Genomic DNA, 23,018 nt, shown 5'->3' on the forward strand with positions numbered 1-23,018 from the left:
TTTTCAACTTATATGGAATTATATTTGACATCCTGAAAAGTCCCCATATTTTAAATCAATTGCCACCTAACCCATTACCTATTCCATGAAACAAAAATTAATAAGGATAACTACAGTTCCAATTTCACTTGGGGGACTGTTGCAGGGACAATCCAAATTTATGAGTCAGTTCTATGAGGTTGTCGGTATCTCATCGGATAAGGAAAACTTGGAAAAAGTAGGGGTCAAAGAAGAAATAAGAGTGATTCCCGTAAATCTTACAAGAAAAATTACCCCTTTTCAAGATTTACAGGCTTTAATAAAGCTTTACAAAATCCTAAAAAAAGAAAAACCGTTCATTGTCCACTCCCATACACCAAAGGCAGGGACAATAGGCATGATGGCCGCGCGCTTCGCCGGTGTTCCACACAGATTACACACTATTGCCGGGCTACCCCTTGTGGAAGCTACCGGACCAAAAAGAGTTTTGTTGAATACCGTAGAAAAATTGACCTATTTCTGCGCAACTAAAGTATATCCAAATTCGTTGGGACTACAGGAAATTGTATTGGACCACAAGTTCACGGATGCAAAAAAATTAAAGGTGATCGGCCATGGCAGCTCCAATGGTATAGATACCTCCTATTTTGACCCAAGCTTATATTCCAATGCATCAAAACTTGAGCTTCGCAAAAAACTAAAGCTCGCCGATGATGACTATGTGTTTGTATTTGTTGGCCGATTGGTAGGGGACAAAGGAATCAATGAACTTATTGCTGCCTTCAAAAATATTTTGGATGAGTATACCAATGTACAACTGTTGTTGGTGGGCAATCCTGAAGAAGAGCTTGACCCCATGTTACCCGAAACAGAAGATTTTATCTTCAAGTCCGATAAAGTGATTGCCACGGGGTGGGTAGATGATGTGCGCCCCTATTTTGCCATCAGTGATTGTTTGACGTTTCCCAGCTATCGTGAAGGTTTTCCCAATGTGGTAATGCAATCCGGGGCAATGGGGCTTTATAGTATTGTAAGTGATATTAATGGTTGTAATGAGATTGTAGAAGAGGGAGTCAACGGAACCATTATACCTACTAAAAATACCGAGGCGCTATACACCGCTATGAAAAACGTGTTGGAGAACAAAGAGAAGTTTGCTGCAGAAAAAAATGTTTACCGGGAAATGATCAAAAAGAGGTATGAAAGGTCCTTTATTTGGAACGAACTCTTAAAAGAATATCAAGAGCTGGAAGGTACCAAAGATTGATTCAAAACATACAGTTTACCCAAAGCTACGCTCCAATATCTAAAGGATTCTGTAAAGTTCAATACTAAATGGAATTGAAGCCAAACTCTTCTTTTAATCTAGAACTTTTACAATTCGTCTAAAATATCATTTCCTTAAACCATTAATCAATGCATTTTGCCAATGTTGCCCTAATTTTAAAGAATCGTAGTGCTTTTTGTTTGTACTAAATAGAATATTATCCCTAAATCCCTGTTTAACCTCATATATGTACAGCGTTTTTATAAAACCGATCATAGATTTTCTCATTGCATTAGTTCTACTGGTGCTCCTGTCGCCATTATTGTTGGTCCTGATACTTTTACTATTGGTCGTTAACCATGGTAGACCATTCTTTTTGCAGCCTCGACCTGGAAAGAATGGTAAAGTTTTCAAAATCATTAAATTCAAGACCATGCGCGATTTTAAACCTGGGTCATCAATCGATATCCATAGCCCCAAGCGAGTAACACCTATAGGTGGATTCGTTCGCAAATACTCTCTGGACGAGCTCCTGCAATTGGTAAACGTGCTTAAGGGCGATATGTCCCTTGTAGGCCCAAGGCCTTTATTGGTAGAATACCTGCCGCTTTATAATGAAGAACAGCGCAAACGGCACAATGTAAGACCTGGAATAACAGGGTGGGCCCAAATAAATGGCAGAAATACAATCGATTGGAATCAAAAATTCAAGTTGGACGTTTGGTATGTTGAAAACATTTCTGCAATGTTGGACTTGAAGATTATCTATAAAACATTTATAAAAGTGATCAAGAAAAGTGACATCAATCAAAATGAAAACAAAACAATGCCTCAATGGGCCGGTAATTGACCGATCTATATAAATTAATTTCCCTGAACACTACACAACATGAAAAAAGTAAGAATCTATGGAGCAGGCGGACACTCTCAGGTTATTCGAAAAGTTCTCGAATTAAACGACATCGTCGTTACAGACACTTATGATGACAAGCCGTCAACAGTTCACAGTGCTTATCAAAATACAAATATTGAAACTGGGGCGAGGGATGGAAAGGATGCATTCCCCCACGAAGGAGATCCGGTAATCATAGCTGTTGGCAATAATTTACAACGAGCGGAAATTGCTGAATTTTTGAAAAGTACGTTTGAGAAAGCTATTCATCCATCATCAATAATTGCCGAAAGTGCAATAGTTGGAGAAGGAACAGTTGTTTTTGCAGGCGCAATCATACAACCGAACACTACGGTCGGCAAACATGTGATTGTAAACACGGCAGCAAGCATTGATCACGATAATAGTATTGGCGACTATGCCCATATTTCCCCAAAAGCTGCACTTTGCGGACATGTGGAGGTTGGTGAAGGTTCGCATGTGGGAGTAGGTGCAGTTGTGATACCAAAAATAAAAATAGGAAAGTGGTGTACCATCGGAGCTGGGACCGTTGTTATAAAAGATGTGCCAGATTATGCAACGGTAGTGGGCAATCCCGGTAGGGTCATCAAGATCAATAACCCATTTGTGTCTCAATAGTTTTTAATGGTTGTTCACATTTAAACGTAGTGGAAGGTCAAAATAAAAATATAAGATTATACGGTGCTGGGGGACATTCCGGGGTAATAAGGGATGTAGCCGAACTTACTGCCTACAAAATCATTGAAATTTTTGATGACCATCCATCCGATAGTGTGCATTGGGATTCTGGAGTTGTCAAGATTGGGCTTTTATCTTCCGAGGACTTTCCCCATGAAGGGGCTCCTTTTGTCATTGCAATTGGTGATAATAAAACAAGGGCGGAACTATCCCATAAAATAAAAGCTATTTTTAAAACATTGATACACCCCTCTGCTGTCATAAGCAAAGAGAGCAGTATTGGTGACGGGACGGTAGTATATGCCGGAGTGGTAATTCAACCCAATACAACCATTGGAAAACATGTTATAGTAAATACTTCGGCAAGTATTGATCACGACAATTACATAGCTGATTTTGTACACGTAGCCCCCAAAGTTGCACTTACAGGTCATGTTGAGGTCGGAGAGGGTTCGTTCATAGGAGCCGGTGCCGTGGTCATACCAAAAATAAAAATCGGCAAATGGTGCACCATAGGTGCCGGAAGTGTCGTTATAAAGGATGTCCCGGACAATGCGGTCGTTGTAGGAAATCCTGCGAAAATTATCAGATATCAAAATTTAAACGAAAGTAATGGAAAATAAAATTCCTTTCAATCTTGCATTCATTGGTTCGGGAATTTCGTCAACTTTCACCTTGTACCATACCCTCAAGAAACTGGAGAAAAAAGAACATGGTGGCACAACTCGAATTGCTGTTGTGGAAAAGTTTGAAACCTTCCATAGTGGGATTCCCTATGGTGAAAGGTCGGGAAGCACGACCTTGCTGATCACCTCACTCAAAAACTTTTTGCCGGAACCCGAATTGTCAGAGTTTATAGAATGGCTCAACAAAAACAAACAACGGCTTTTGAATGAGCTTGAGGAACAAGGAGGGCCATTGTCTCTGGAATGGATACAAAAACACCATTATGAACTAGAGAACAACCAATGGGAAGACCTCTTTATCCCAAGAAGGTTCTTTGGTTATTACATGGACGAAAAAATAGGGACAGTTGTACAGGCCCTAGAAAAGCAAAAAGAAGTCTCAGTTTCATATATCAGAGGTAAGGTAATCGACTTGGCACAAAATGAAGGAGCATGGGAAATCCATTTTAAGGAGCAATCCCCCATTTTTGCAGAAAAGGCCATCTTGGCCATTGGTTCTTTGCCTTCCAATTACTTGTGGAAAAGAAAGAAACGATTTAAAAAAGACAACTTCCTCTTGATCAATGACCCTTACAAACCAAGGTTATCGAAAACCATTGAAAGTATCAGGGACTTCGCTTTTCAATCCAAAGAAGCCATTAATGTTTCCATTATAGGAGCCAATGCCAGTGGTCTAGAAATGCTTTACCAGCTCAACGACCATCCGGATATCAAGGAAAGGATCAACCATTTTTACATGATATCCACTCAAGGACTCCTACCCGATTCAAAAATAGACCATACTAAGCTAAAGCAGTTTAAAACTGTCCATTTGGATGGTTTAAATAAAAAAGAATCCTTAAAGGCATCAGAAATTGCCGAAGCCGTATATCTAGATCTAGATTTAGCGGATAATATAAAATTGGGTGCTTCCAGTACCGTTGGTATTGTATCCCAAAAATTTGGGGCGCTCCTGGAAAAGCTCGACCGAGATGAGTTGGAAAGATTCGCCTGTCATTATGGGAACCAGATAGGCAGAAGACAGCGATGCGCAGGGGAACATTATGCCAACGTGGCAAGGATTCTAAAAAAGAAAAAAAAGTTTACCCACATTGCCGGTAGATTCGCGGATATAATTCCAAACCCTTCGGGATATGAGCTTGTATATACAGATCAGGACAATTTGCCTCAAACTGTTGAGAAACCAATACATATTGTTATCAATTGTATTAGTGGGATTACGCTTTCGCATCCTAATATTCCAAAATTGATAGCTGGTCTGATTTCCAAAAATAGGATTCAGGCAAATGAATCCGAGATAGGCATACGGGTGAACAACGAGTTTGAGGGCGCTGAGAACCTTCATGTCATAGGCCCTTTATTGGCCGGCAACATTATTGGCGGCAAAGCAGTTTGGCATGTCGAGCATTGCGGAAGAATCATTGCCTTTTCGAAAATGCTCTCTGATTTTTTAGTTGATGATTCCCCATATAATTTCGAGCTCGACATCATTCAGTTGAACCAGCAAGAAGGCATAGACTCCTACAAGCATCTGATAAAAACAGAATGGAATAACAATCCATATTATTTATATGAATACTTGTCCCATCACAAATCGGACAACAACAAGATCATAGCGTTCAACTTTAAGGTAAACGGTGCATCAACCATAGTAATGCCTATGATATTGCGAGAAATTGAAGTTTCAGAAAAACCTTTTTATGATATCATTTCTCCCTATGGCTACAATGGACCGCTCTATGAAGAGGGTATCAATAAACAGATAATCAAAAAGTTCTGGGAACTTGTCGATGAGTGGTACTCCAAAAACAATGTGGTTTCAGAGTTCGTTCGGTTTCATTTAAATGGTAACCACCAAAATTATTCTGGTGAAACGGTATCAACATTGAACAATGTTTTTGGTCCATTGATGAACAATTTTGAAGAACAATGGGATTCCTTTGTTTCCAAAGTAAGAAACAACTATCGTAAGGCAGAAAAGGAAGACCTTACCATAAAATTTTATGAAGGAACAGCTATTGAAGACCATCATATAGCTACATTTTACAACATTTATGTAAGTACCATGAAAAGGAATGGGGCTTCTAAAATGCTCTACTTTTCTTTGGAACATTTTGAGAAAATGATTCTCAACAATAAGGAAAATTTTACCATAATACTTGTCTATAAGGATGATGTTGCCATATCCACAGAACTTGTTATTCACCTCAACGATTGTCTGTATGCATATCTGGGTGGCACCCTATCGGATTATTTCAATTGTCGTCCAAATGACTACTTGCGGGTAGAGGTCATCCGCTGGGGCATTGAAAAAGGAAAGAGCCATTATATTCTTGGTGGGGGCATCACCAATGGGGACGGATTGTACAAATTCAAGAAATCCCTGTTTCCAAATTCCACTGACCGTGTTTTTTATACGGGGCGGAAAATCATAAATAAAACTAAATACGATGAACTTTGTGAGTTGGTCTGTGGACCTGTGAACGAAAAAGAGACAGGTTCCTTTTTTCCGCTTTACCGGATGAAACCTTCATCATAGAGATGAACCAAGCTATTGTATGTTTAAAGTTATTACAGAGGAAAATGAATGGAACACGATAATAAGTTCTTTTGAAAAAAAGGACTTTTATCACTCCTATGATTATCACCAGGTCTGCATAAAGGACAATGAAGTGGCAAAGCTTCTTTTCTACAGTTCCGGTGATACGTCCATCGCATTCCCTTTGGTAATAAGGCCCATCAATGGCAGTGGTTTTTTTGACGCTACATCGGTATATGGATATGCTGGACCATTGATTTCCCACCTTCCCTCCCACTTCGATTTTCAAGATTGGAAAGAACAAATGCTCGGGTACTTCCTGGGTGATAAGATCATCAGCATTTTTTCAAGTACAAACCCTTTTATCGATGATCAAGAACAGCTGCTTTCGCATATGGGAGAAATCGAGTCCCTAGGCGATATTGTATATTTTGACCTAATGGAATCCACAGGACATAAAAAACAATACTCAAAGACTACAAAAAGATACATAAAGCGAAACAAAGAGCTTTTCAATATTAGAGAGGGAAATTCTGAAGATGATGCGCGTCAGTTTTTGGAAATATATTATCAAAGTATGGAACGCGTAGGAGCCAGTAGCCAGTACTATTTTAAACTTCCCTACTTCATCAAACTTTTACAGAACAACAGTTTTTTTGATGCCAGCTTTGTATTTGCAACTTCCAAAAAAAACGGAGATGTTGCCTCTGGTGCTTTTATCATCCGTACTAAAAATCACATCGTTCAATATCACTTGTCCGGTACGGTAGATGCCTACAGGCACTTATCGCCAATTCGTGGTGTTATAGACCATGTGCGGAGCAAAAACAAGTCCGACAAATTCAATTTCTTTAATCTGGGAGGGGGCGTTGGCAGTAAAAATGATTCTTTATACGATTTTAAGGCTTCCTTTTCCAAGAAAAGAGCACCTTTTAAAGTTTGGAAGTATATATCCAATACCGAGGTATATGACAGGTTGTGCAAAATAGCAAAAGAAAAAGAAGGAAAAGAAAGTTTAAACACCAATTATTTTCCAGCGTACCGTACCAATTCGTATTTTGATACTCCCTAACCTCTAAAACTTACTAGAACCAAATTGGGGCAGTTACTTTTTCAGGTTGATTTCACAGCTTCTTCAAGCTGTTTCTTGCGGTGTACATCAAAGCTCTCAATAAAAGCATTGGGATCCTCAGCAACATCTTTGCCCAGCAAAGCCTTTTTAAAAGTCTGTAGCAATATTTTAGCATCCATCAAAAAGCCTATATTCTCCACATATTCCACATCTAGGTCAAACCTTTCCTCCCATGTCAAAAAATTTCTTCCGGAAATTTGTGCCAATCCTGTGATACCGGGGCGTACCAAATGTCTTTTTTTCTCCACCTCGTTATAAAAAGGCAGATAGTATGTTCTCAACGGTCTGGGTCCGACCAAGCTCATATCCCCTTTTACTATATTGATAAGTTGTGGAATCTCGTCCAAGGAGGTCTTTCTTACGAATGCGCCTACTTTGGTTATACGTTGGTTGTCGGGCAGCAACTTTCCGGATTTATCTGTTTTGTCGTTCATAGTCTTAAACTTTAGAATATGAAAAACCCTCTCATTTTTACCGGGCCTCTCTTGAGTGAAAAAAGGAGAACCCTTAAAATCGATCCAAAGTAAAATGGTCACCAAAATAAAGATTGGCGATAACAAAATCAAACCAACCAATGCGGCGGTTAAATCAAAACACCTTTTAAAAAAATTACTGTACAACGGGATATAAGTTTAGTTGGTTGTATTATTCAAATCAAAACCTTGGTTCTGGCTTTCCATCAATCTCATAGTCTCAATGATCAATGGAAGTCCCTTGCTTGAAAACTTCGGATAAAGCGTATCAAAAGTATCTCCCTCATCTATCCTAACAGGCTCTTGACACAAGATGATTCCTCGGTCGAACCTGTCATCTATAATATGGGTAGTGATTCCGGTTACTTTCACCCCGTAATCAAGGGCATCCTGTATGGCTGTCTTAGTAGCCAAAAAACTAGGAAACAAGGAGGGGTGTATATTCGCTATTCTATTTGGGAATGCATCCAACATTTGCTTTCGGATAAGGTGTTCGAACCCGAGAAGGAAAATGTGCGTTATCCCCTTCTCCAATAAAATATCGATCATTTTAGCTTGATGGTCCCTCTTATTGTCAAAATCTTTTAAAGGCATATGGACATGATTGATTCCATTCAATTTTGCCTCTTCGGCTGCCCCACAATTTTCCTGTTCATAAATGACCATTCCTATTTTATCTATTTGACCATTTTCAGCGTGCCATTCAATGGCATCTTTGGCATTTTTGCCCCAAAAACTACATAAAAATGCCCATTTGATGTTTCTATCCATATAAAGTGTTCGTTAATAACTTCCGCAAATAGGAAAGAAATGCCCTAACTGATTGACCAATTCCCGATACGGTTCTTCAACAATTGCTAAGATAATCTGTGGTACTACAATACACCAAGAATTTCTGCCGAACGTCCTTATTTTACCTATAAGATGGCAAACGCCTTTAAATAGTGTGTTCATCGATGAAACCTGCTAGATTAACTCTATGGTGTTTTAAAATATCCAATTAATCTTACTTTTACAAAGAACCAACCAACAGTTTTCCAAACACAAGGATTAGCCATGCTTTTCAATTCTTTTGAGTTCCTACTTTTTTTTCCAATAGTACTTTTAATGTACTATCTGCTACCTCATAAACTACGGTGGCTGTTCTTATTGGCTTCAAGTTATTATTTCTATGCCGCATCGGAACCCTATCTGATTATCCTGTTGCTCATATCCACTCTGGTGGACTACTATTGCGGCCTAAAAATCGGCAATGTAGATCCCAGAAGGAAAAGATATTATCTATGGCTCAGCATAGTGGTCAACGTAGGTATCCTTGTTGCCTTCAAGTACTTGTTTTTCTTCATTGATTCCACAAACAGCATCTTGGAATATTTTGGGGTAGAGATATCCTCTTCCGAACAGGTACAGTCCTACAGAATTGACCAAATCTTGTTACCGGTAGGTATCAGCTTCTATACTTTTCAGACTATGAGCTACACTATAGAGGTATACCGCGGCAATATGAGGCCGGAGAAACATCTTGGTAGATTCGCCCTTTTTGTTGCTTTCTTTCCGCAATTGGTCGCTGGCCCTATTGAAAAGGCCACTAGGCTGTTACCTCAGTTAAAAAAAACGATTTCTCCCGATATATCCCAAATCAAAAGAGGAATGATCATTATGGCATGGGGATTCTTTTTAAAGATTGTTGTGGCCGATCGTTTGGGCATTTACGTGGACGCTGTGTATGCTGATCCAGACGGTCATCAGGGACTTCCCACTTTGTTGGCAGCTTTCTTTTTTGTTTTCCAGATATACTTTGATTTCGCTGCCTATACGTACATTGCCATAGGAGCTGCAAAGACCATGGGGATTTCATTGATCAATAATTTTAACAGACCTTTGTTCTCAATCAATATTACGCAGTTCTGGCAACGCTGGCATATATCGCTTACCCAATGGATCAGGGATTATCTCTATAGTCCTTTGAGAAGAAAGGCCCATTTAAATCGGTTGGTTTCCGTACTGTTGGTCTTCTTTATTATGGGACTATGGCACGGAGCCAATTGGACATTTGTGGTCTGGGGATTGCTCAATGCCTTGTTTTTGATAATTGAAGTGGCTACCAACAAATGGAGAAAAAACATTTTTGACCGTTTGCACATCCCCTCCAAGCTTAGATCCATTATGGGTTGGGCAATATCATTTACTTTAATGATGCTATCCTTGATTTTCTTTAGATCGGCATCGATACAGGAGGCAATCCACTTTATTGGCAACCTTTTTGTTGTTCCAAACTTGCACATCAATGTACTCAACAACTATCTGGAGCTCTTTTTGAGCATCCTTTTGATCGTAGGTGTACAATGGGTTCACTTTGTTAAGGGGAACAATAGAATATATGAATTGGTGGAAGGGCGGCCAATTTGGGCCCGGTGGTCCATGTACTTGGCATATATCGCCATTATTGTGATGCTCGGCATCAATAGGCAAGAGAGTTTTATTTATTTTCAATTCTGATTGTAATGAGATATTTTATCCTAAAACTCATTCTGTTTTTTACGCTATTTGCAATGGCATATGCGTTTATGGTCAATAAACTTTCCGAAGGTTATGTGGATATGTATTACCCTAAATATACCCAAGATGCCGGTAGTTTGGTGATTGGGCTCTCAAGGGCTGACCAAGGAATTGACCCCAAAACGGTGACTAAAAACATCAATCATGAAATAGATCTGCCATTGATAAATTTTGCAGCTAACCAGTACTATTATGGAGAGATATATCTGGAAGCCATCAGAAAGAAACTCATAAAGGCCAATGGCAAAGGCTTATTTATACTAAGTGTATCTCCAGGTAGCTTTACTGCCCCTATTGGCTTTGGAGCTGAAGGAATCAAAAAAATGGATGAGAAAGCCGCTATTGGAAAAACCGAAGACTTCAACTCAAATCCCAACTATAGTTACATCATAAACTGTTATGGACAGGGGCTTTACCATGCCCTGTTTGCCCAAAGGGCACCAGGAAATGTAATTACGCATAACAATGGATGGAACGAGGTCTTGGTATCCGGAAGTGACTTTACCCTGAGCGATGCTTTGAAAATGGACTGGAAAAGACAAAATCTTGCCTATTTTCAACGTAGACTACCCAAGGAAGAAACTAAAAGTTATAGATGGGAATGGTTTGGAAGGACCATTGAGTACCTTAAGGACAAGGGACAGGTAATTTTGGTTAGAATGCCGGCCGACAAAGAAATTATTGATTTCGAAAATGAGAATTCCCCCAATTTTAGAAAGTCAATGGACAGCATTACAAAAATTCATCAAATTCCCTATCTCGACTATTCCAAAAATACCCCCGATTACGAAACCTATGATGGGTCGCACCTACATTCTGAGAGCGCTATCCAATTTTCTACACAATTGGCCAAGGATATGGCCGTTCATATAAAAAAGTGATAGCCGCTTGATAAGTGAAAAAAAACATATAATTCCCCCACCATTTGATGGCCCGTATACTTCGGATACCTTCACCTCCATTTGGTCACAACACTTTGCAACAGGTTTGGAAACCATAAATGTTGATTATTTTGAAGGAATATCGTTTTATAAAAAAGGTAAGCTTGCCATATATAACAATGTTGGGGCCACTAATACAAAAGGTATTCACTACAGTACCAATCCCTCGTCCATGACCATTGTGAATGATAACAAGGTCTATCTTATTTACGATGTTCCAGATTTTGGGTTCCGAGGCAAACAGATACCAAATGGCCTTAGATTGATTACCGTACCACAATACGAGGGCTACATTTGTGATTTGACCAATGAGAAGTCCGCCGAAGGATACCTCACTACCCAACTAAGCTCACGGAGCCGGTCCAAGTTGAGGAATTACGGAAATAAATTGAAAAAGAAATATTCGGTGGAATACCAGATGATATGGGGCGATGTAGCAGAAAACCAATATGATGCCCTTTTTGAAAAATTCCATGAACTTCTTATCCGCCGGTTTGATGAAAAACAGGTGGTGAACAACAATCTTGACCCAAAAGAATGGTCTTTTTTTAAGGATGTCACTTTACCAATGATGCGCAATAAGGAGGCTGGTTTATTTGTTGGCTCTGTTCAGGGCAATCCAATAGCCATTACACTGCTTAATTTTTCCAAGGACCATGCCTATGACGTCATACGGGTTTTTGATATCGATTTTTCACAGTATAGGATAGGTAGTCTCAGTATAGTTGAGCAAATAGACTGGTGCATTAAAAACAGTTTTAAGATTCTGGACTTTTCCAAAGGTCAATTTGATTATAAGGAGAGATGGTGCAATCGTTCCTATATGCTAAATTATCATATCTGGTACAATCCCAAGAGCTTGATGAGCAGGGGAATTGCCATCCTATTGGCTACAAAGTTCAAACTTAAATACTGGGCGCGTAGACAGGGAATTCATAAAAGCTTGCATAAAATACGCTATAAACTGGGACACAAACCTAAGTAAAAAGTTGAACAATGACTGGCCTTCCCAAGCACTATACCGACCATTGTCTGTTTCAGTTATACCTGAATAAAACCCTGCATGCCGTACACCAAGGGAAAGTTCAGAACCTGCTTGTGAATCGTTATTTATCACTAACCCCCTCAATCTATCAAGAAGATGGGAAATCATTTTATATAATCAAAGACGTACCCGACTATCTTTATTTTCAAGAACATGTTCCCCTTGACCATGGCTTTATCAAGGTACCACAATATGATGGACATTTGGTCAACCTATTTACCTACCAAAACCTCTCTGAATATTTGAACGACCAGCTCAGTAAACGTAATATCAAAAATCTTAAGAGTAAAAAAAGGAAATTGGAATCCTTGGGGAAGATAGAATATAAGGTATTGTCCGGTGATTTGGCGGAATCTGAATATGAAAAAACATTCGTCCGTTTTAAAGAACTTCTGTCCAAAAGGTTTGATCAAAAGGGTATTCTAAACAGGGACCTTGCCCACTGGCAGCAATTGTATGGTTTTACACTGCCTAAGTTACGTGCGGACGAGGCCAAATTGTTTGTTATATATAAGGATAAATTACCCATATGCATTGCCTTGAACTACATTGTGGACCATGTAATGTTCAGTCATATCCAAACCTACGACATTGATTATTCACCATACAATTTGGGCGATATACATATGCAGTTCCAGCTGGAATGGTGTCTTTCCAATAATATTGACATTTATGACGTTTCCAAGGGTACCAACCCTTACAAGGAAAAATGGTGTAACCATCGTTATCGTTTGTTCCACGAAATCGTATATTCAAAAAAATCCGTTGTGTGCATCATAAGGGCCAAGTCTAAAAAAATGAAACTGGACATCTTACAATGGCTTCGGAATATGGGAGTTTTGGGAAATCTAATAAAGGTAGACAAATGGTTATATACCATAAATAAATGGCGCAAATAGGTTATTTTCTATAACAGGTGAGAATCACTAATCATGTCGAGAATTCTTAACATACTATCCAATCACATCGATTTTCATGAACTTGTTCTTCTTGAAAAAAGAGCGGACAAGTTGTATCGCTGGATAAGGAATTCATTTACCGGCAATTTGACATATCAAAAAAAGCTTCCCCAAGAAAATCCTAACTACGGTGGACAAAGGCCCATGGTACTAACCAGTGTGCCTAATTATATTGATACGGAACTGGACCTTGGAACCGATATAATCATTAAAAAAGTCCGGACCTTCCCTGGCTCATTGATAAAACTATCGGCCTATAAAAGTTACGAGGAGTACTTAAAAAAGACCTTTGATCAAAAAGGGCGGTCTCATTTTGCCAAATGTCAGAATCTCCTGAATGAGTGTTTTACCATCCGGCATCAGATCTATTATGGTTCCATGGAAAAAGAACAATACCAAATAGTTTTTAATGCTTTTGAGCAAATGCAGGCTAGGCGTTTTAAACAAAAGGGGATACAATCCGCTACTGATCCTATGCTATCGGAATACCGAGAAAAAACCTTGGAACTTGTTCGCAATAAACAGGCTTGCATTTCGGTCATATATAACGGGGATACGCCCATCGCCATAAGTCTGAACTATATACTGGGAAAAATTATTCATGGTTTCACCAAAACCTTTGATTCGGCATATTCCAAATTTAGTCTAGGACACATTGAACTTCTCAATGTCATAAAGTGGTCTTTTGATGAAGGATTTGAAGTGTTCGATTTTATGAAAGGTGAATACAGCTACAAAAATAGGTTTGCAGATACCTCCTACCCTTTTTTGGTCGAAACCATATACCACAAGAAAGGAAGCTTAAATCGCATTTGGGGCCATTCCGTTTTTTTGGGGCTAAAACTTTTTTATTTTATCTATCACGCAACAAGACTTGCTAAATCATCCAATCCCAAAAGGTCTAGGAACATATCCAGAAATTTGTTGAAAGTTCAAAAGATACCTGTAGATGGTAGTACCACTAGCGTTGAGGAGAAAAGAGTACATTTCAATGAAATACAGAGCCAATATATTCAAAAAGCCATCTGTGATTATTGTTATCACAACAGAGAGCCCATGGATTCCTTGAAATTTTATTTAAATGAGGACCATATAAAAATGATATCCAAGAAAGAAGTTCTGATATTTAAGGAGCTATAGACCAATATGAAGAACGTTTCCTTTTTAGCAGAGCTACTCGAAAAAGACAGTATTACCGAGCATGTAAGGTCTATCTCCCTAAAAAATGATCCTAGCAAGGTGTATCTAAACACCAACGATAGGCAGGAATCCATTGGAGAAAATGTGCTCTATACTGATGTACCGGGATACTTGAATATTTCTTTTGCTCAAAACGGCCAGAAAAAATGGGAAAAATCAGTGGCTACTTTTGAAGGTTCCTATATTGATTTAAAGAAATACAATGACCTTGACCATTTCTTAAAAAGCAAATTGAGTTCCAAAAGAGCGTCAAGATTAAGAGCCTACAAAAGAACCTTGGAAAAGGTATTCCCTATAGAATATCAATATTATTATGGTGAGATACAGGATCATACCTATGAAAAATTGATGAACACCTTGAAACGGATGGTCACCACGCGTTTTGATGAAAAGCAAATGAACCATATGGCCCTCACGGAATGGGATCGATTCAAGGAACTAGGAAAAGGACTTATTCGAGAAAAAAAAGCATCCTTGATCGTAATTTACCATGGTGATGAGCCTATACACATTTCCTTCAATTATATCTGGAAACAATTGGTTTTTGGCTATGTCAGGGGTTTCAACATTGATTACTCCAAGTTTTATCTGGGGTATATCGATATTATGATCCAACTACAATGGTGTTTTGAGATGGGCTTCGAAATCTATGACCTTTTACGGGAAAATATGGAGTATAAACTTCGTTTTGCCGATCATACCTATCTCTATGCCAATCATATAACGGTTGCCAAACAAGGACCTTTTTCTATAATAAGTCCTTTAATAACTTGGCTCTCGCTCTCACTAAAATTTGACATCTATTACCCATTCATTTCAAGATTAAGAGCCATTTACCACCGAATCCCATTCTTGCCCAAAAGAAAGGAAAAGAGAATTCAGCCCTTATACCAATTGGAAAAACTGGACAAAGAACAATGGGCAAAAATGGACAAGGAAAGATTCTCGCAAACTGGAATAGACTCTTTGAACGAACCCTATGGCAAACGAGCCGTATATCACTTTTTGTACCTTTCCAAAGAGAAACTGGAGCATCTCAAAATCTACACCAGTTTGGACGATGAGCATTCAATTATTTTGGAATGCCCCGACAGTTTAGGAAAAGTCATTTTCAAAAACAGAGTGGAAAAGCATGGGAAATAAACCATCCAATAAAATCATCTTTTTGAGATCGCTATTAGCAGATGAAAGATTTCCTGATGCCATCGAAAAGGTGTTGGACTCCAGAAATGGCCTTCCACTCTATGAAAAAAAATCAGCCAAACCACTACTGATAGAAAATAAGTCCTTTGTCCTTCAAGATGTGCCCGGTTACGTAAATTTGATATTAGGTCAACATCAGAAAAAGTTTTCAATCCATACCATTACCACTCAACATACGCATGTAATAGAACTCGAGCGATATTTGGATGGGAACCAATACATGGAGCAACATTTTGGTCCAAAAACCCGGTCTGCCCTTAGAAGGTATAAAAAACGCTTGGAGGAATGTTTTGATATCCGATATGAAGTATTTCAAGCCAACATCGATAAAAAATGGTACAATGAAATCTTTGAACAACTTAGAACACTCATGATAAGAAGGTTCAAAGAAAAGAACGAAGAGAACTATGAACTGCCGCATCTTGACGAAATAAAGGCAGATCTGTACCCAATGCTATTGCAAAATCGGGCAACATTATTCGTCATATATGCAAATGGAGAACCCATCAGTATCAGGATCAATATGATGAAGGACAAACTGGCCTTTTACATACTCAGTGCGTATAATCCGGATTATGATGTGTTTCGATTGGGAAAATTGGACATGTGGCAAAATATTTCTTGGTTCATAAATCAAGGCTACATCGCATACGACCTGCTAAAAGGATATGCCTACATCAAGGAAAAATGGTCGGACAGAACGTATGCCAACAACCTGGTTTTTGTAAACGGGAGCTCAAGTTTATGGAACCGGCTAAAGTTTTGCGGTACCCTAACAAGTTTGCGACTTAAGCACACCATGGTAAAAAAATTAAAATATATAGGGCTGGACAAAATCATACAGCGAACAAAAACAGGAAGAGCAAAACATCTTGACAAAGCCAACTATGTGGTTTTACCTTTGAAAGAAACAGAAGCCATCGAAATAATCCAAAAAAATGCCCGGATAAACCTAAAAGAAAACAAATCACTGATTGCACCGATTATTGAGCTAGCGTATAAACATCGATGCCGTTTCGACCAGATACAAGTGTTCTTAAAAAACGAAAAATCCATGGAATACTATATCCATATCAAGGACCGTTACTATTTTTTAAAGGTAAGTTGATCCCTTCCAAAACCACAGACCAATGAGAGCTAGGTTTCTTCTTGACATACTTTTGGGGCCTTCCCATATCATAAAACCTGTCCTTACGGGCAAGGTGGATGACGAGGGGAGATATCAGGTGTCATTGGGCGAAAACCAAGATAAGGATAAGACTTACACCATAATCGATGTGCCCGACCATCAACCGGTAAAATTTATGGAATCGCTTGCTTCCCATAGCAGGCTTGTTTCTCCTCTATACCAAGGTTATCTTATAGAATTAAACGGACACGATAGCTTCGAAGATTATTTCAGGGCACGTTTTAACGCAAAAGGAGCCAGAAATCTAAGGAGGCAAGGTAAAAAGCTTATCAAGGAAACCTTTGCCCGTAAGGTCACTTATTACGGAAATACAGAAAGAGAAACTCTGGACATGCTATTTGAAAAATTGGGCCAGTTCTTGGAAAAGCGGTTTGAGCAAAAGGAAGTGTCCAACTATGAGATTCCACTCTTGCCCCTTTATAAAAAGATGTTCCAAAAATTGCTCCCAGAAAAAAAAGCTGTGATTTTTTCCTTGCTCGATGGGAACGACCCCATAGCTTTGGGCATCGGTTTTATTTATGGAGATACGCTTTATCTTTTCAATATTGCATATGATATGGACTACTCCCAATATGGGCCGGGAAACCAAATTATGATAGAGGCCGTGGCTTGGTGCTTTGATAACGGTATCACCCGTGTAGATATGGGCCGGGGCGATTTTTTACACAAAAGAAAATGGGTAAATACTTCGTACACTTATACACAAATAGACCTGTACGACCCTAAAAATATTGGAACAAGGTTGCGGGCTTTACTTTCTTGGACCTTGAACACCTCTCGCTTTTATGGAATCCGATTCCTAAAAAAACTACAGGTGCACCAATTGGCCAAAAGATGGTTTATTTGGAAATATAGGGTCAAAGGTCTGCTAAGTGCTAAAAAAAATCATTCCCAAAAAAATATATCTGAGTCCTGACCATGAGCAAAGTAAAACACATAAATATCTTTCAATCCCTTTATGAACGGGGGAACTTGCCCATGGAATTGATGTATGCCAAAATAATGGACACCTCTTTAGAAGAGGATGGATATACATGGCTTCAACAGGGCAAAAATGCAATTTCGTGTCGTTTAGTCCCCTCCTATTTTACGGTTGACCAATTATTCTCATGCAACATCAGAACTGTTGATCAATACAATTGGGGGTATTCCATTGATCTCTCCAATTGCTCCTCCATCGATGACTACCTATCTTCACAGTTCAAATCAAAGCCAAGGAGTATCATTCGACGTTATGTCAACAGACTGGAAACTTGTTTCCCAATATCATACAAGCTGTATCATGGGGAACTTGAAAAGGAGATTTACAACGCTGTTTTTGATTCACTACGTGATATGATCAAGAAACGGTTTCAAGAACGCGAAGAGACCCATAAAGAAATGTGGAGATGGGAAGGACTAAAACAAAACACCTATCAACAAATCTTAAACAAGCAGGCCTCGTTATTTGTGATTTATGATGGAAACAAACCCATAGAGATATCCTTAAATTATCATATGGGTCCAGTTCTTTTCAGTTCGGTATCGTCATACGACCTTGACTACGGAAAGTTCGGCCTTGGCCATGTAGAAATCTACAAACAGCTGGAGTGGTGCCTATCCAATGGATATAAATTATTTGAAATGGGTGTCGGCGGAATGGATTACAAAAGAAAATGGAGCAACCATATCTACCAGTTTTCTCACTGGATAATAACCCCAAAAGAAAATTTTTTCCTAGGGTTGGTCGGTAAGATTGAACTCTGGAAGGTTCGTCTGAAGGAATATCTAAAATCAAAAAAAATGAACGAACTCCGTGATAGGGTTATTGAACTCATCAATTTTGATAAAACAAAGAAAATAGTTTTGGATGAAGTTGATTTTTCAACTGAAGCAGTCAATGGTCACATCGACTTTCAAATGCTAACGCTGTTAACTCCCAAAGAGGTGGAACAGATAGAAGGGCTTAGAAAGGCTATTAACGATTTTCTCTATACCAATACCTTGGGCTACTCAAAAATCAAAGTATATAAGGCCAATAGCAATTCCAGAGGCTTTTTGGTAGGATATAATTACCAAGGAAAAGATAAATTCATCGAACTAACACGCTAATAAAATTAAACAAACCACTATTGGCTAGATTAATTAGGAACATATTAAATAAATTATGTCGTCTAATTTGAGCATTATATCATAAAAATATCCCTATTGATAATTTCTCTTTTTATTTTTAAACCATATAGACAAATAAAAGAATTAGGCTGGCTTAATTAAAAGCCTATCAATAAAAAAAGATGACAATATACTCCCCAAAATTGTCTTTTCCTGAACTTATTTATTATGATAAATCATTTTATACTTATTGATATGGGCCAGACCAAATCATGGTGCTTTACCCCATTGGCAAATAACATTTTGAAACAGGGATAAGGCTTATGAACAAAAATGATCTACAGGTAGTTTTTTTGACTAAAAAAGAACTACGAGAATATCTTCAATCCCCACAGGACCAGCGTACATATCAATTACCTTTTTCCCTGAACAAGGCACAATGGCTCTTGGACAAACCGGGACTTGATGAAAACGATCTCTTGGCCGTAATGGCAGTTTCAAGAGGGGAACTACTGAGTTTTGCCCACTTGGTGCCGGATTTCCTGTCTTCACCCGACCAAGATACCGGAACTAAGATATACTGGATAGTGCAATGGTGGGCGGCACCTTCTGTCAAAAGTACTGTTGTCTCTACCTATGTTTTTAGTGAAGCCCTACGGTTGAGCAACAACATGGCATTGACCAAGGCCTATGAAGAAAATGCCGATACCTTTTATAAAAAGCAACCTTTCACTGTCATCGGAACCATGGACCGGCACACCATTTTTATAGGGGCAGCCAAGGACATGGTAAACCAAAAGCTACATTTACCCAAATGGTTGAGCCCCATTACGAGTTGGGTGGAATCCATTTCAATGAAATACTATAATGCCATCAATAGTTCACGGATAAATACTCTGACAAAGGATTTAGACCTCAGGTATATGAACCAATTGGATGGAGAGGCTTGGAATTTTATTCAACCTTACATCCAAAGTGACTTGGCTGCAAAAAGTTTGGCCCAAATCAATTGGCAATTGGACCCTAGGCAGTATGTATCAAAACCATGGAACCATGGTAAAATGGATGGTTCAAAAATTAAGGGATTTGCCGAGAGGATAGGCATTGTCAGCTTTCTTGTGTACCGTGATGGGAAGTCGATCGGTTTTATTTCCTTCCACTACATACACAGTACGGCCTATATGAAATATTGTATTGCCAACGATGCCGATATGCCAATGGTATGTGCTTGTTTATATAAGAACCTATACAAATTGAACATTTCTTATATGTTCACGGACAATCAAACTTTGGCGGAACATTTCACCAAGACCTTGTCCGTTTTTTATCATTATCGTCAAACCAAAAAGTCCATGGCACATAATACCTTGCACAAAGAACTACAGGTATCGCAATTGGCCGAACAGGATGGACACTTTATTTAACCCAGCAATATGAAATTTCTCGAGACCCTTCAAAATTCCATTGAGGTACACAGTGACCGAAATGCTTTTTTTATCAACGGAAATCATTATACCTATCGGGAACTGGGTACGGCCATAACGGCAATTAGAGTGGCCATACAGAAAGAAATACCATTATCTGAGAAATATGTGGGACTGATCACCAATGATGACTTGGAGACCTATGCGGCTATCATTGCGCTTTGGTTCGAGGGGAAAGCCTATGTTGCCATCAATCCCATTTATCCCAAATCAAGAAACGAAGAGATTCTTGCCCAGACCAATTCAATGTTTGTAATGGACTCTTCACCATCACCGTATTTTGAAAAGGGGTTTAAGGTCATTACAACCCATACGCTGGATATGGTTGATAATAATGACCTTTCTGCTCCCAAAAAAGTGGAGCCAAACGATATTGCCTATGTCATCTTTACATCGGGAAGTACGGGCATACCTAAAGGGGCTCCGGTCAGTTTCAAGAACCTGAACGGTTTTGCCAATGCCATTGACAACAACCTTTCCTTCTCGCTTTCCGAGACAGACCGTTGCCTACAAATGTTCGAATTGACCTTTGACATGTCTGTGGTATCCTACCTTGCCCCTTTGTTAAAAGGAGCTTGTGTATATACGGTGCCAAAGGATAGCATCAAGTATTTTCAGATCATTAAATTGTTATCCGAGCACCAACTTACCCTGTTGATCATGGTTCCCTCAATTATTCATTTCCTAAGACCTTATTTCAAAGAAATTCGAAGTGAAAGCGTCCGATATTCCTGTTTTGCCGGAGGCAAACTCTATAGTGATATTGGCAAGGAGTGGAACGCATGTATTCCAAATGCCCAGATCATCAACTACTATGGCCCTACCGAGACCACCATATATTGTGGAGGTTATCTCTTTGACAAAGAAGGGAACAACAAAGAGGAAAACGGAGTGGTGTCCATAGGCAAACCTTTTGACAATACCACCTATTTGGTCATCGATGAAAACAACAATGAAGTAGAAGATGGACAAACGGGAGAATTATGTATTGCGGGGGAGCAATTGTTCCCTGGTTATATCCAAAACGAAGAAAGGAACAAGCTAGTCTTTTTTGAAAAACAACATAATGGTAAATCTCTACGGTTTTACAAATCAGGCGATATGTGTTATCGTGATCAAGATGGGGATTATATGTATGTGGGCCGTGCCGACTTTCAGGTTAAAATAAGAGGGTTCCGTGTGGAACTGGGGGAAATTGAATACCACGTAAAGAAAAAATTACCGGGCTTGGATATCACGGTAATCGATTTGGATGACGGGAACGGAAATACCGAACTCGGTCTTGCCGTTTGTTCGAAGGAAATAGACTTGAAACCTACCCTTTCATATTTGAAGGAAAACTTACCTCCATATATGATTCCAACAAGGTTCCTATTTGTAGACAAATTGCCTCACAGTGTCAATGATAAAATTGATATGAAGAAACTTAGAACACTTTTTTAAATAAAATAGAATTACAAAGCAATGACAAACGACGAAAAGATATTGACTGAGCTTAAAGAAATATTCATAGAGACCCTTGGTCACGATAATTTTGAGCTCGATGGGAACACCACGGCCAACGATGTTGACGGTTGGGATTCCGTGACACACATGATGCTCATCAATGAGGTCGAGAAGAAATATGACATGAAGTTCTCTTTAATGGACCTAATGAGCCTTGAAAGAGTGGCCGATTTGGTGAAGGCCATAGAAAATAGACAGGCTTAGATTTATGAACTAGTTGATAATACCGGCGACTTTTAAATCTTCTACCAATAGTTCCGCAATCAAGGTACGTCCAAAATTGTTCCAATGCCTATCGTACACCAAAGTGGTATTACGATCGGCATTGTTGAGCTTTTGTCCAAAATCGATGTAATCAAAACCATTGGTATCCAAATAGTCTAAAAACAGTTTTGGCGTTGTGGACACATCCATCAACAGAACGGTCTTGTCCTTGTCATATCCGTACAGGGCCACTAAATTCTTAAAGTTTTCAAGGAACATTTTATCTTTTGATTCCGTCTTCTGCTGTGTTACCGATTTTGACCTGCTTGAACCCTGCACCAACATCCTGGCATCATTGATCATGTTCTTAACCGGTGTCAGTGCTCCTATTTCCGAGAGGTACACCAACAACTTACTTTTTTTTAAGGCTTTGTTCAAGGGCGACTCCAAATTCAACCTTTCGCTCTGTATATAATACTCTCCCCTATTGAGATCGTTGGAGAATTTCATTTTGATATATATGCGGTCTATCAACTCAAAGTCTTCCCGGTAGGCATGGATCAAATGCATTTGGTCTGCCATATCATAACCGGCATAACCATATTCAAACACTTTTATTTTTTCCCCTAGTTCCAATTCTATTTTTCTGCCTATAGAAGATTTATAGGGCTGGTGAAATCCTTCGATAAAGGAATCACCTACCAAGGCAACTTCATAACCATCTTCGGTGGGCTCAAACTCTTGGTAAGAATTAAAACCTGAACTATTTATATTATATCGTACAAAGTTTTGGTTTCTATTACCGGTAACAGAATACCCCTCTTGGTTCGGTCTCCATTTTTCAACCCTGTTTTCGTCCACAAAACGGGATGGCTTATCTTCTCCGAGATAAAATATCCGGACTAAGACTTCCAAGGAAATCAGGATGAGAAAAGCATAAACCCCTAATTTGATGACTAACTTTTTCATG

Annotated in this window: 21 protein-coding genes; 18 read left to right on the plus strand and 3 right to left on the minus strand. The window is 39.0% G+C overall.

Going from position 1 to position 23,018, the window contains the following annotated elements; translation table 11 throughout:
- The first annotated feature begins 85 nt into the window (after positions 1-85).
- The 6 genes from GUA46_RS13395 (at position 86) to GUA46_RS13420 (ending at position 7,134) form a co-directional block, all read left to right on the plus strand.
- The gene (locus GUA46_RS13395; RefSeq protein ID WP_176620910.1) at positions 86-1,246 is read left to right on the plus strand and encodes a glycosyltransferase family 4 protein; all 1,161 of its coding nucleotides are present in this window, start codon (positions 86-88) and stop codon (positions 1,244-1,246) included.
- A 247-nt stretch (positions 1,247-1,493) separates the two neighbouring features.
- Positions 1,494-2,096, plus strand: coding sequence for a sugar transferase (locus tag GUA46_RS13400; RefSeq protein WP_176620911.1), 603 nt, complete (start codon positions 1,494-1,496; stop codon positions 2,094-2,096).
- 39 nt (positions 2,097-2,135) lie between these two features.
- Positions 2,136-2,777, plus strand: coding sequence for an acetyltransferase (locus GUA46_RS13405; protein WP_176620912.1), 642 nt, complete (start codon positions 2,136-2,138; stop codon positions 2,775-2,777).
- Between the two features lie 29 nt (positions 2,778-2,806).
- The gene (locus GUA46_RS13410; protein ID WP_176620913.1) at positions 2,807-3,460 is read left to right on the plus strand and encodes an acetyltransferase; all 654 of its coding nucleotides are present in this window, start codon (positions 2,807-2,809) and stop codon (positions 3,458-3,460) included.
- Positions 3,450-6,062 (plus strand): GNAT family N-acetyltransferase, encoded by a 2,613-nt coding sequence (locus tag GUA46_RS13415; RefSeq protein WP_176620914.1) that lies wholly within the window; start codon positions 3,450-3,452, stop codon positions 6,060-6,062. Before GUA46_RS13410 ends, GUA46_RS13415 begins: the two co-directional genes overlap by 11 nt.
- Before the next feature lie 19 nt (positions 6,063-6,081).
- Positions 6,082-7,134, plus strand: a complete 1,053-nt coding sequence (locus tag GUA46_RS13420; RefSeq protein ID WP_176620915.1) for a GNAT family N-acetyltransferase — start codon at positions 6,082-6,084, stop codon at positions 7,132-7,134.
- A 41-nt stretch (positions 7,135-7,175) separates the two neighbouring features.
- On the opposite strand, the gene GUA46_RS13425 is transcribed toward GUA46_RS13420, so the two are convergent.
- Both GUA46_RS13425 and GUA46_RS13430 read right to left on the minus strand, forming a co-directional pair.
- Entirely contained in the window at positions 7,176-7,814 is a 639-nt protein-coding gene (locus GUA46_RS13425) for a sugar transferase (protein WP_108244240.1), read from the minus strand.
- 12 nt (positions 7,815-7,826) lie between these two features.
- Complete coding sequence (locus GUA46_RS13430; protein ID WP_176620916.1) at positions 7,827-8,438, minus strand: formyltransferase family protein; 612 nt, start codon at positions 8,436-8,438, stop codon at positions 7,827-7,829.
- A gap of 336 nt (positions 8,439-8,774) precedes the next feature.
- Here GUA46_RS13430 and GUA46_RS13435 point away from each other — a divergent pair, with 336 nt between their 5' ends.
- The 12 genes from GUA46_RS13435 to GUA46_RS13490 all read left to right on the plus strand — a co-directional run bounded on the left by GUA46_RS13435 (position 8,775) and on the right by GUA46_RS13490 (position 22,048).
- On the plus strand, positions 8,775-10,166 hold the full coding sequence (locus GUA46_RS13435) for an MBOAT family O-acyltransferase (protein WP_229418511.1): 1,392 nt from the start codon (positions 8,775-8,777) through the stop codon (positions 10,164-10,166).
- A gap of 5 nt (positions 10,167-10,171) precedes the next feature.
- Positions 10,172-11,107, plus strand: coding sequence for a hypothetical protein (locus tag GUA46_RS13440; protein WP_176620918.1), 936 nt, complete (start codon positions 10,172-10,174; stop codon positions 11,105-11,107).
- Between the two features lie 7 nt (positions 11,108-11,114).
- Entirely contained in the window at positions 11,115-12,152 is a 1,038-nt protein-coding gene (locus GUA46_RS13445; RefSeq protein ID WP_176620919.1) for a GNAT family N-acetyltransferase, read from the plus strand.
- An 11-nt stretch (positions 12,153-12,163) separates the two neighbouring features.
- Positions 12,164-13,111, plus strand: coding sequence for a GNAT family N-acetyltransferase (locus tag GUA46_RS13450; RefSeq protein WP_176620920.1), 948 nt, complete (start codon positions 12,164-12,166; stop codon positions 13,109-13,111).
- A gap of 33 nt (positions 13,112-13,144) precedes the next feature.
- The gene (locus GUA46_RS13455) at positions 13,145-14,311 is read left to right on the plus strand and encodes a GNAT family N-acetyltransferase (protein WP_176620921.1); all 1,167 of its coding nucleotides are present in this window, start codon (positions 13,145-13,147) and stop codon (positions 14,309-14,311) included.
- A gap of 6 nt (positions 14,312-14,317) precedes the next feature.
- Positions 14,318-15,514 carry a GNAT family N-acetyltransferase gene (locus GUA46_RS13460; RefSeq protein ID WP_176620922.1) on the plus strand — a complete coding sequence of 399 codons (1,197 nt, stop codon included), beginning with the start codon at positions 14,318-14,320 and terminating at the stop codon, positions 15,512-15,514.
- Positions 15,515-15,536: 22 nt separating this feature from the next.
- Positions 15,537-16,682 carry a GNAT family N-acetyltransferase gene (locus GUA46_RS13465; protein WP_176620923.1) on the plus strand — a complete coding sequence of 382 codons (1,146 nt, stop codon included), beginning with the start codon at positions 15,537-15,539 and terminating at the stop codon, positions 16,680-16,682.
- Between the two features lie 22 nt (positions 16,683-16,704).
- Entirely contained in the window at positions 16,705-17,679 is a 975-nt protein-coding gene (locus tag GUA46_RS13470) for a GNAT family N-acetyltransferase (protein ID WP_176620924.1), read from the plus strand.
- 2 nt (positions 17,680-17,681) lie between these two features.
- Entirely contained in the window at positions 17,682-18,854 is a 1,173-nt protein-coding gene (locus GUA46_RS13475; protein WP_176620925.1) for a GNAT family N-acetyltransferase, read from the plus strand.
- 323 nt (positions 18,855-19,177) lie between these two features.
- Positions 19,178-20,278: a hypothetical protein gene (locus tag GUA46_RS13480; protein ID WP_176620926.1), complete on the plus strand. Its 1,101-nt coding sequence runs from the start codon at positions 19,178-19,180 to the stop codon at positions 20,276-20,278.
- Positions 20,279-20,287: 9 nt separating this feature from the next.
- The gene (locus GUA46_RS13485; protein ID WP_176620927.1) at positions 20,288-21,781 is read left to right on the plus strand and encodes an amino acid adenylation domain-containing protein; all 1,494 of its coding nucleotides are present in this window, start codon (positions 20,288-20,290) and stop codon (positions 21,779-21,781) included.
- A 21-nt stretch (positions 21,782-21,802) separates the two neighbouring features.
- Positions 21,803-22,048 carry an acyl carrier protein gene (locus GUA46_RS13490; protein ID WP_176620928.1) on the plus strand — a complete coding sequence of 82 codons (246 nt, stop codon included), beginning with the start codon at positions 21,803-21,805 and terminating at the stop codon, positions 22,046-22,048.
- Positions 22,049-22,057: 9 nt separating this feature from the next.
- On the opposite strand, the gene GUA46_RS13495 is transcribed toward GUA46_RS13490, so the two are convergent.
- Positions 22,058-23,017: a hypothetical protein gene (locus tag GUA46_RS13495; RefSeq protein WP_176620929.1), complete on the minus strand. Its 960-nt coding sequence runs from the start codon at positions 23,015-23,017 to the stop codon at positions 22,058-22,060.
- Between the last annotated feature and the right edge of the window lies 1 nt (position 23,018).

The sequence above is a fragment of the Flagellimonas chongwuensis genome (assembly GCF_013376415.1).
In the GTDB taxonomy this organism is placed as follows: Bacteria; Bacteroidota; Bacteroidia; order Flavobacteriales; family Flavobacteriaceae; genus Flagellimonas; species Flagellimonas chongwuensis.

What these genes read in the sequence shown, in the direction of transcription:
- GUA46_RS13395 (WP_176620910.1), top strand. Translation starts at nt 86, where the DNA reads ATGAAACAAAAATTAATAAGGATAACTACAGTTCCAATTTCACTTGGG.
- GUA46_RS13400 (WP_176620911.1), top strand. Translation starts at nt 1,494, where the DNA reads ATGTACAGCGTTTTTATAAAACCGATCATAGATTTTCTCATTGCATTA.
- GUA46_RS13405 (WP_176620912.1), top strand. Translation starts at nt 2,136, where the DNA reads ATGAAAAAAGTAAGAATCTATGGAGCAGGCGGACACTCTCAGGTTATT.
- GUA46_RS13415 (WP_176620914.1), top strand. Translation starts at nt 3,450, where the DNA reads ATGGAAAATAAAATTCCTTTCAATCTTGCATTCATTGGTTCGGGAATT.
- GUA46_RS13420 (WP_176620915.1), top strand. Translation starts at nt 6,082, where the DNA reads ATGTTTAAAGTTATTACAGAGGAAAATGAATGGAACACGATAATAAGT.
- GUA46_RS13430 (WP_176620916.1), bottom strand. Translation starts at nt 8,438, where the DNA reads ATGGATAGAAACATCAAATGGGCATTTTTATGTAGTTTTTGGGGCAAA.
- GUA46_RS13435 (WP_229418511.1), top strand. Translation starts at nt 8,775, where the DNA reads ATGTACTATCTGCTACCTCATAAACTACGGTGGCTGTTCTTATTGGCT.
- GUA46_RS13440 (WP_176620918.1), top strand. Translation starts at nt 10,172, where the DNA reads ATGAGATATTTTATCCTAAAACTCATTCTGTTTTTTACGCTATTTGCA.
- GUA46_RS13450 (WP_176620920.1), top strand. Translation starts at nt 12,164, where the DNA reads ATGACTGGCCTTCCCAAGCACTATACCGACCATTGTCTGTTTCAGTTA.
- GUA46_RS13455 (WP_176620921.1), top strand. Translation starts at nt 13,145, where the DNA reads ATGTCGAGAATTCTTAACATACTATCCAATCACATCGATTTTCATGAA.
- GUA46_RS13460 (WP_176620922.1), top strand. Translation starts at nt 14,318, where the DNA reads ATGAAGAACGTTTCCTTTTTAGCAGAGCTACTCGAAAAAGACAGTATT.
- GUA46_RS13470 (WP_176620924.1), top strand. Translation starts at nt 16,705, where the DNA reads ATGAGAGCTAGGTTTCTTCTTGACATACTTTTGGGGCCTTCCCATATC.
- GUA46_RS13475 (WP_176620925.1), top strand. Translation starts at nt 17,682, where the DNA reads ATGAGCAAAGTAAAACACATAAATATCTTTCAATCCCTTTATGAACGG.
- GUA46_RS13480 (WP_176620926.1), top strand. Translation starts at nt 19,178, where the DNA reads ATGAACAAAAATGATCTACAGGTAGTTTTTTTGACTAAAAAAGAACTA.
- GUA46_RS13485 (WP_176620927.1), top strand. Translation starts at nt 20,288, where the DNA reads ATGAAATTTCTCGAGACCCTTCAAAATTCCATTGAGGTACACAGTGAC.
- GUA46_RS13490 (WP_176620928.1), top strand. Translation starts at nt 21,803, where the DNA reads ATGACAAACGACGAAAAGATATTGACTGAGCTTAAAGAAATATTCATA.
- GUA46_RS13495 (WP_176620929.1), bottom strand. Translation starts at nt 23,017, where the DNA reads ATGAAAAAGTTAGTCATCAAATTAGGGGTTTATGCTTTTCTCATCCTG.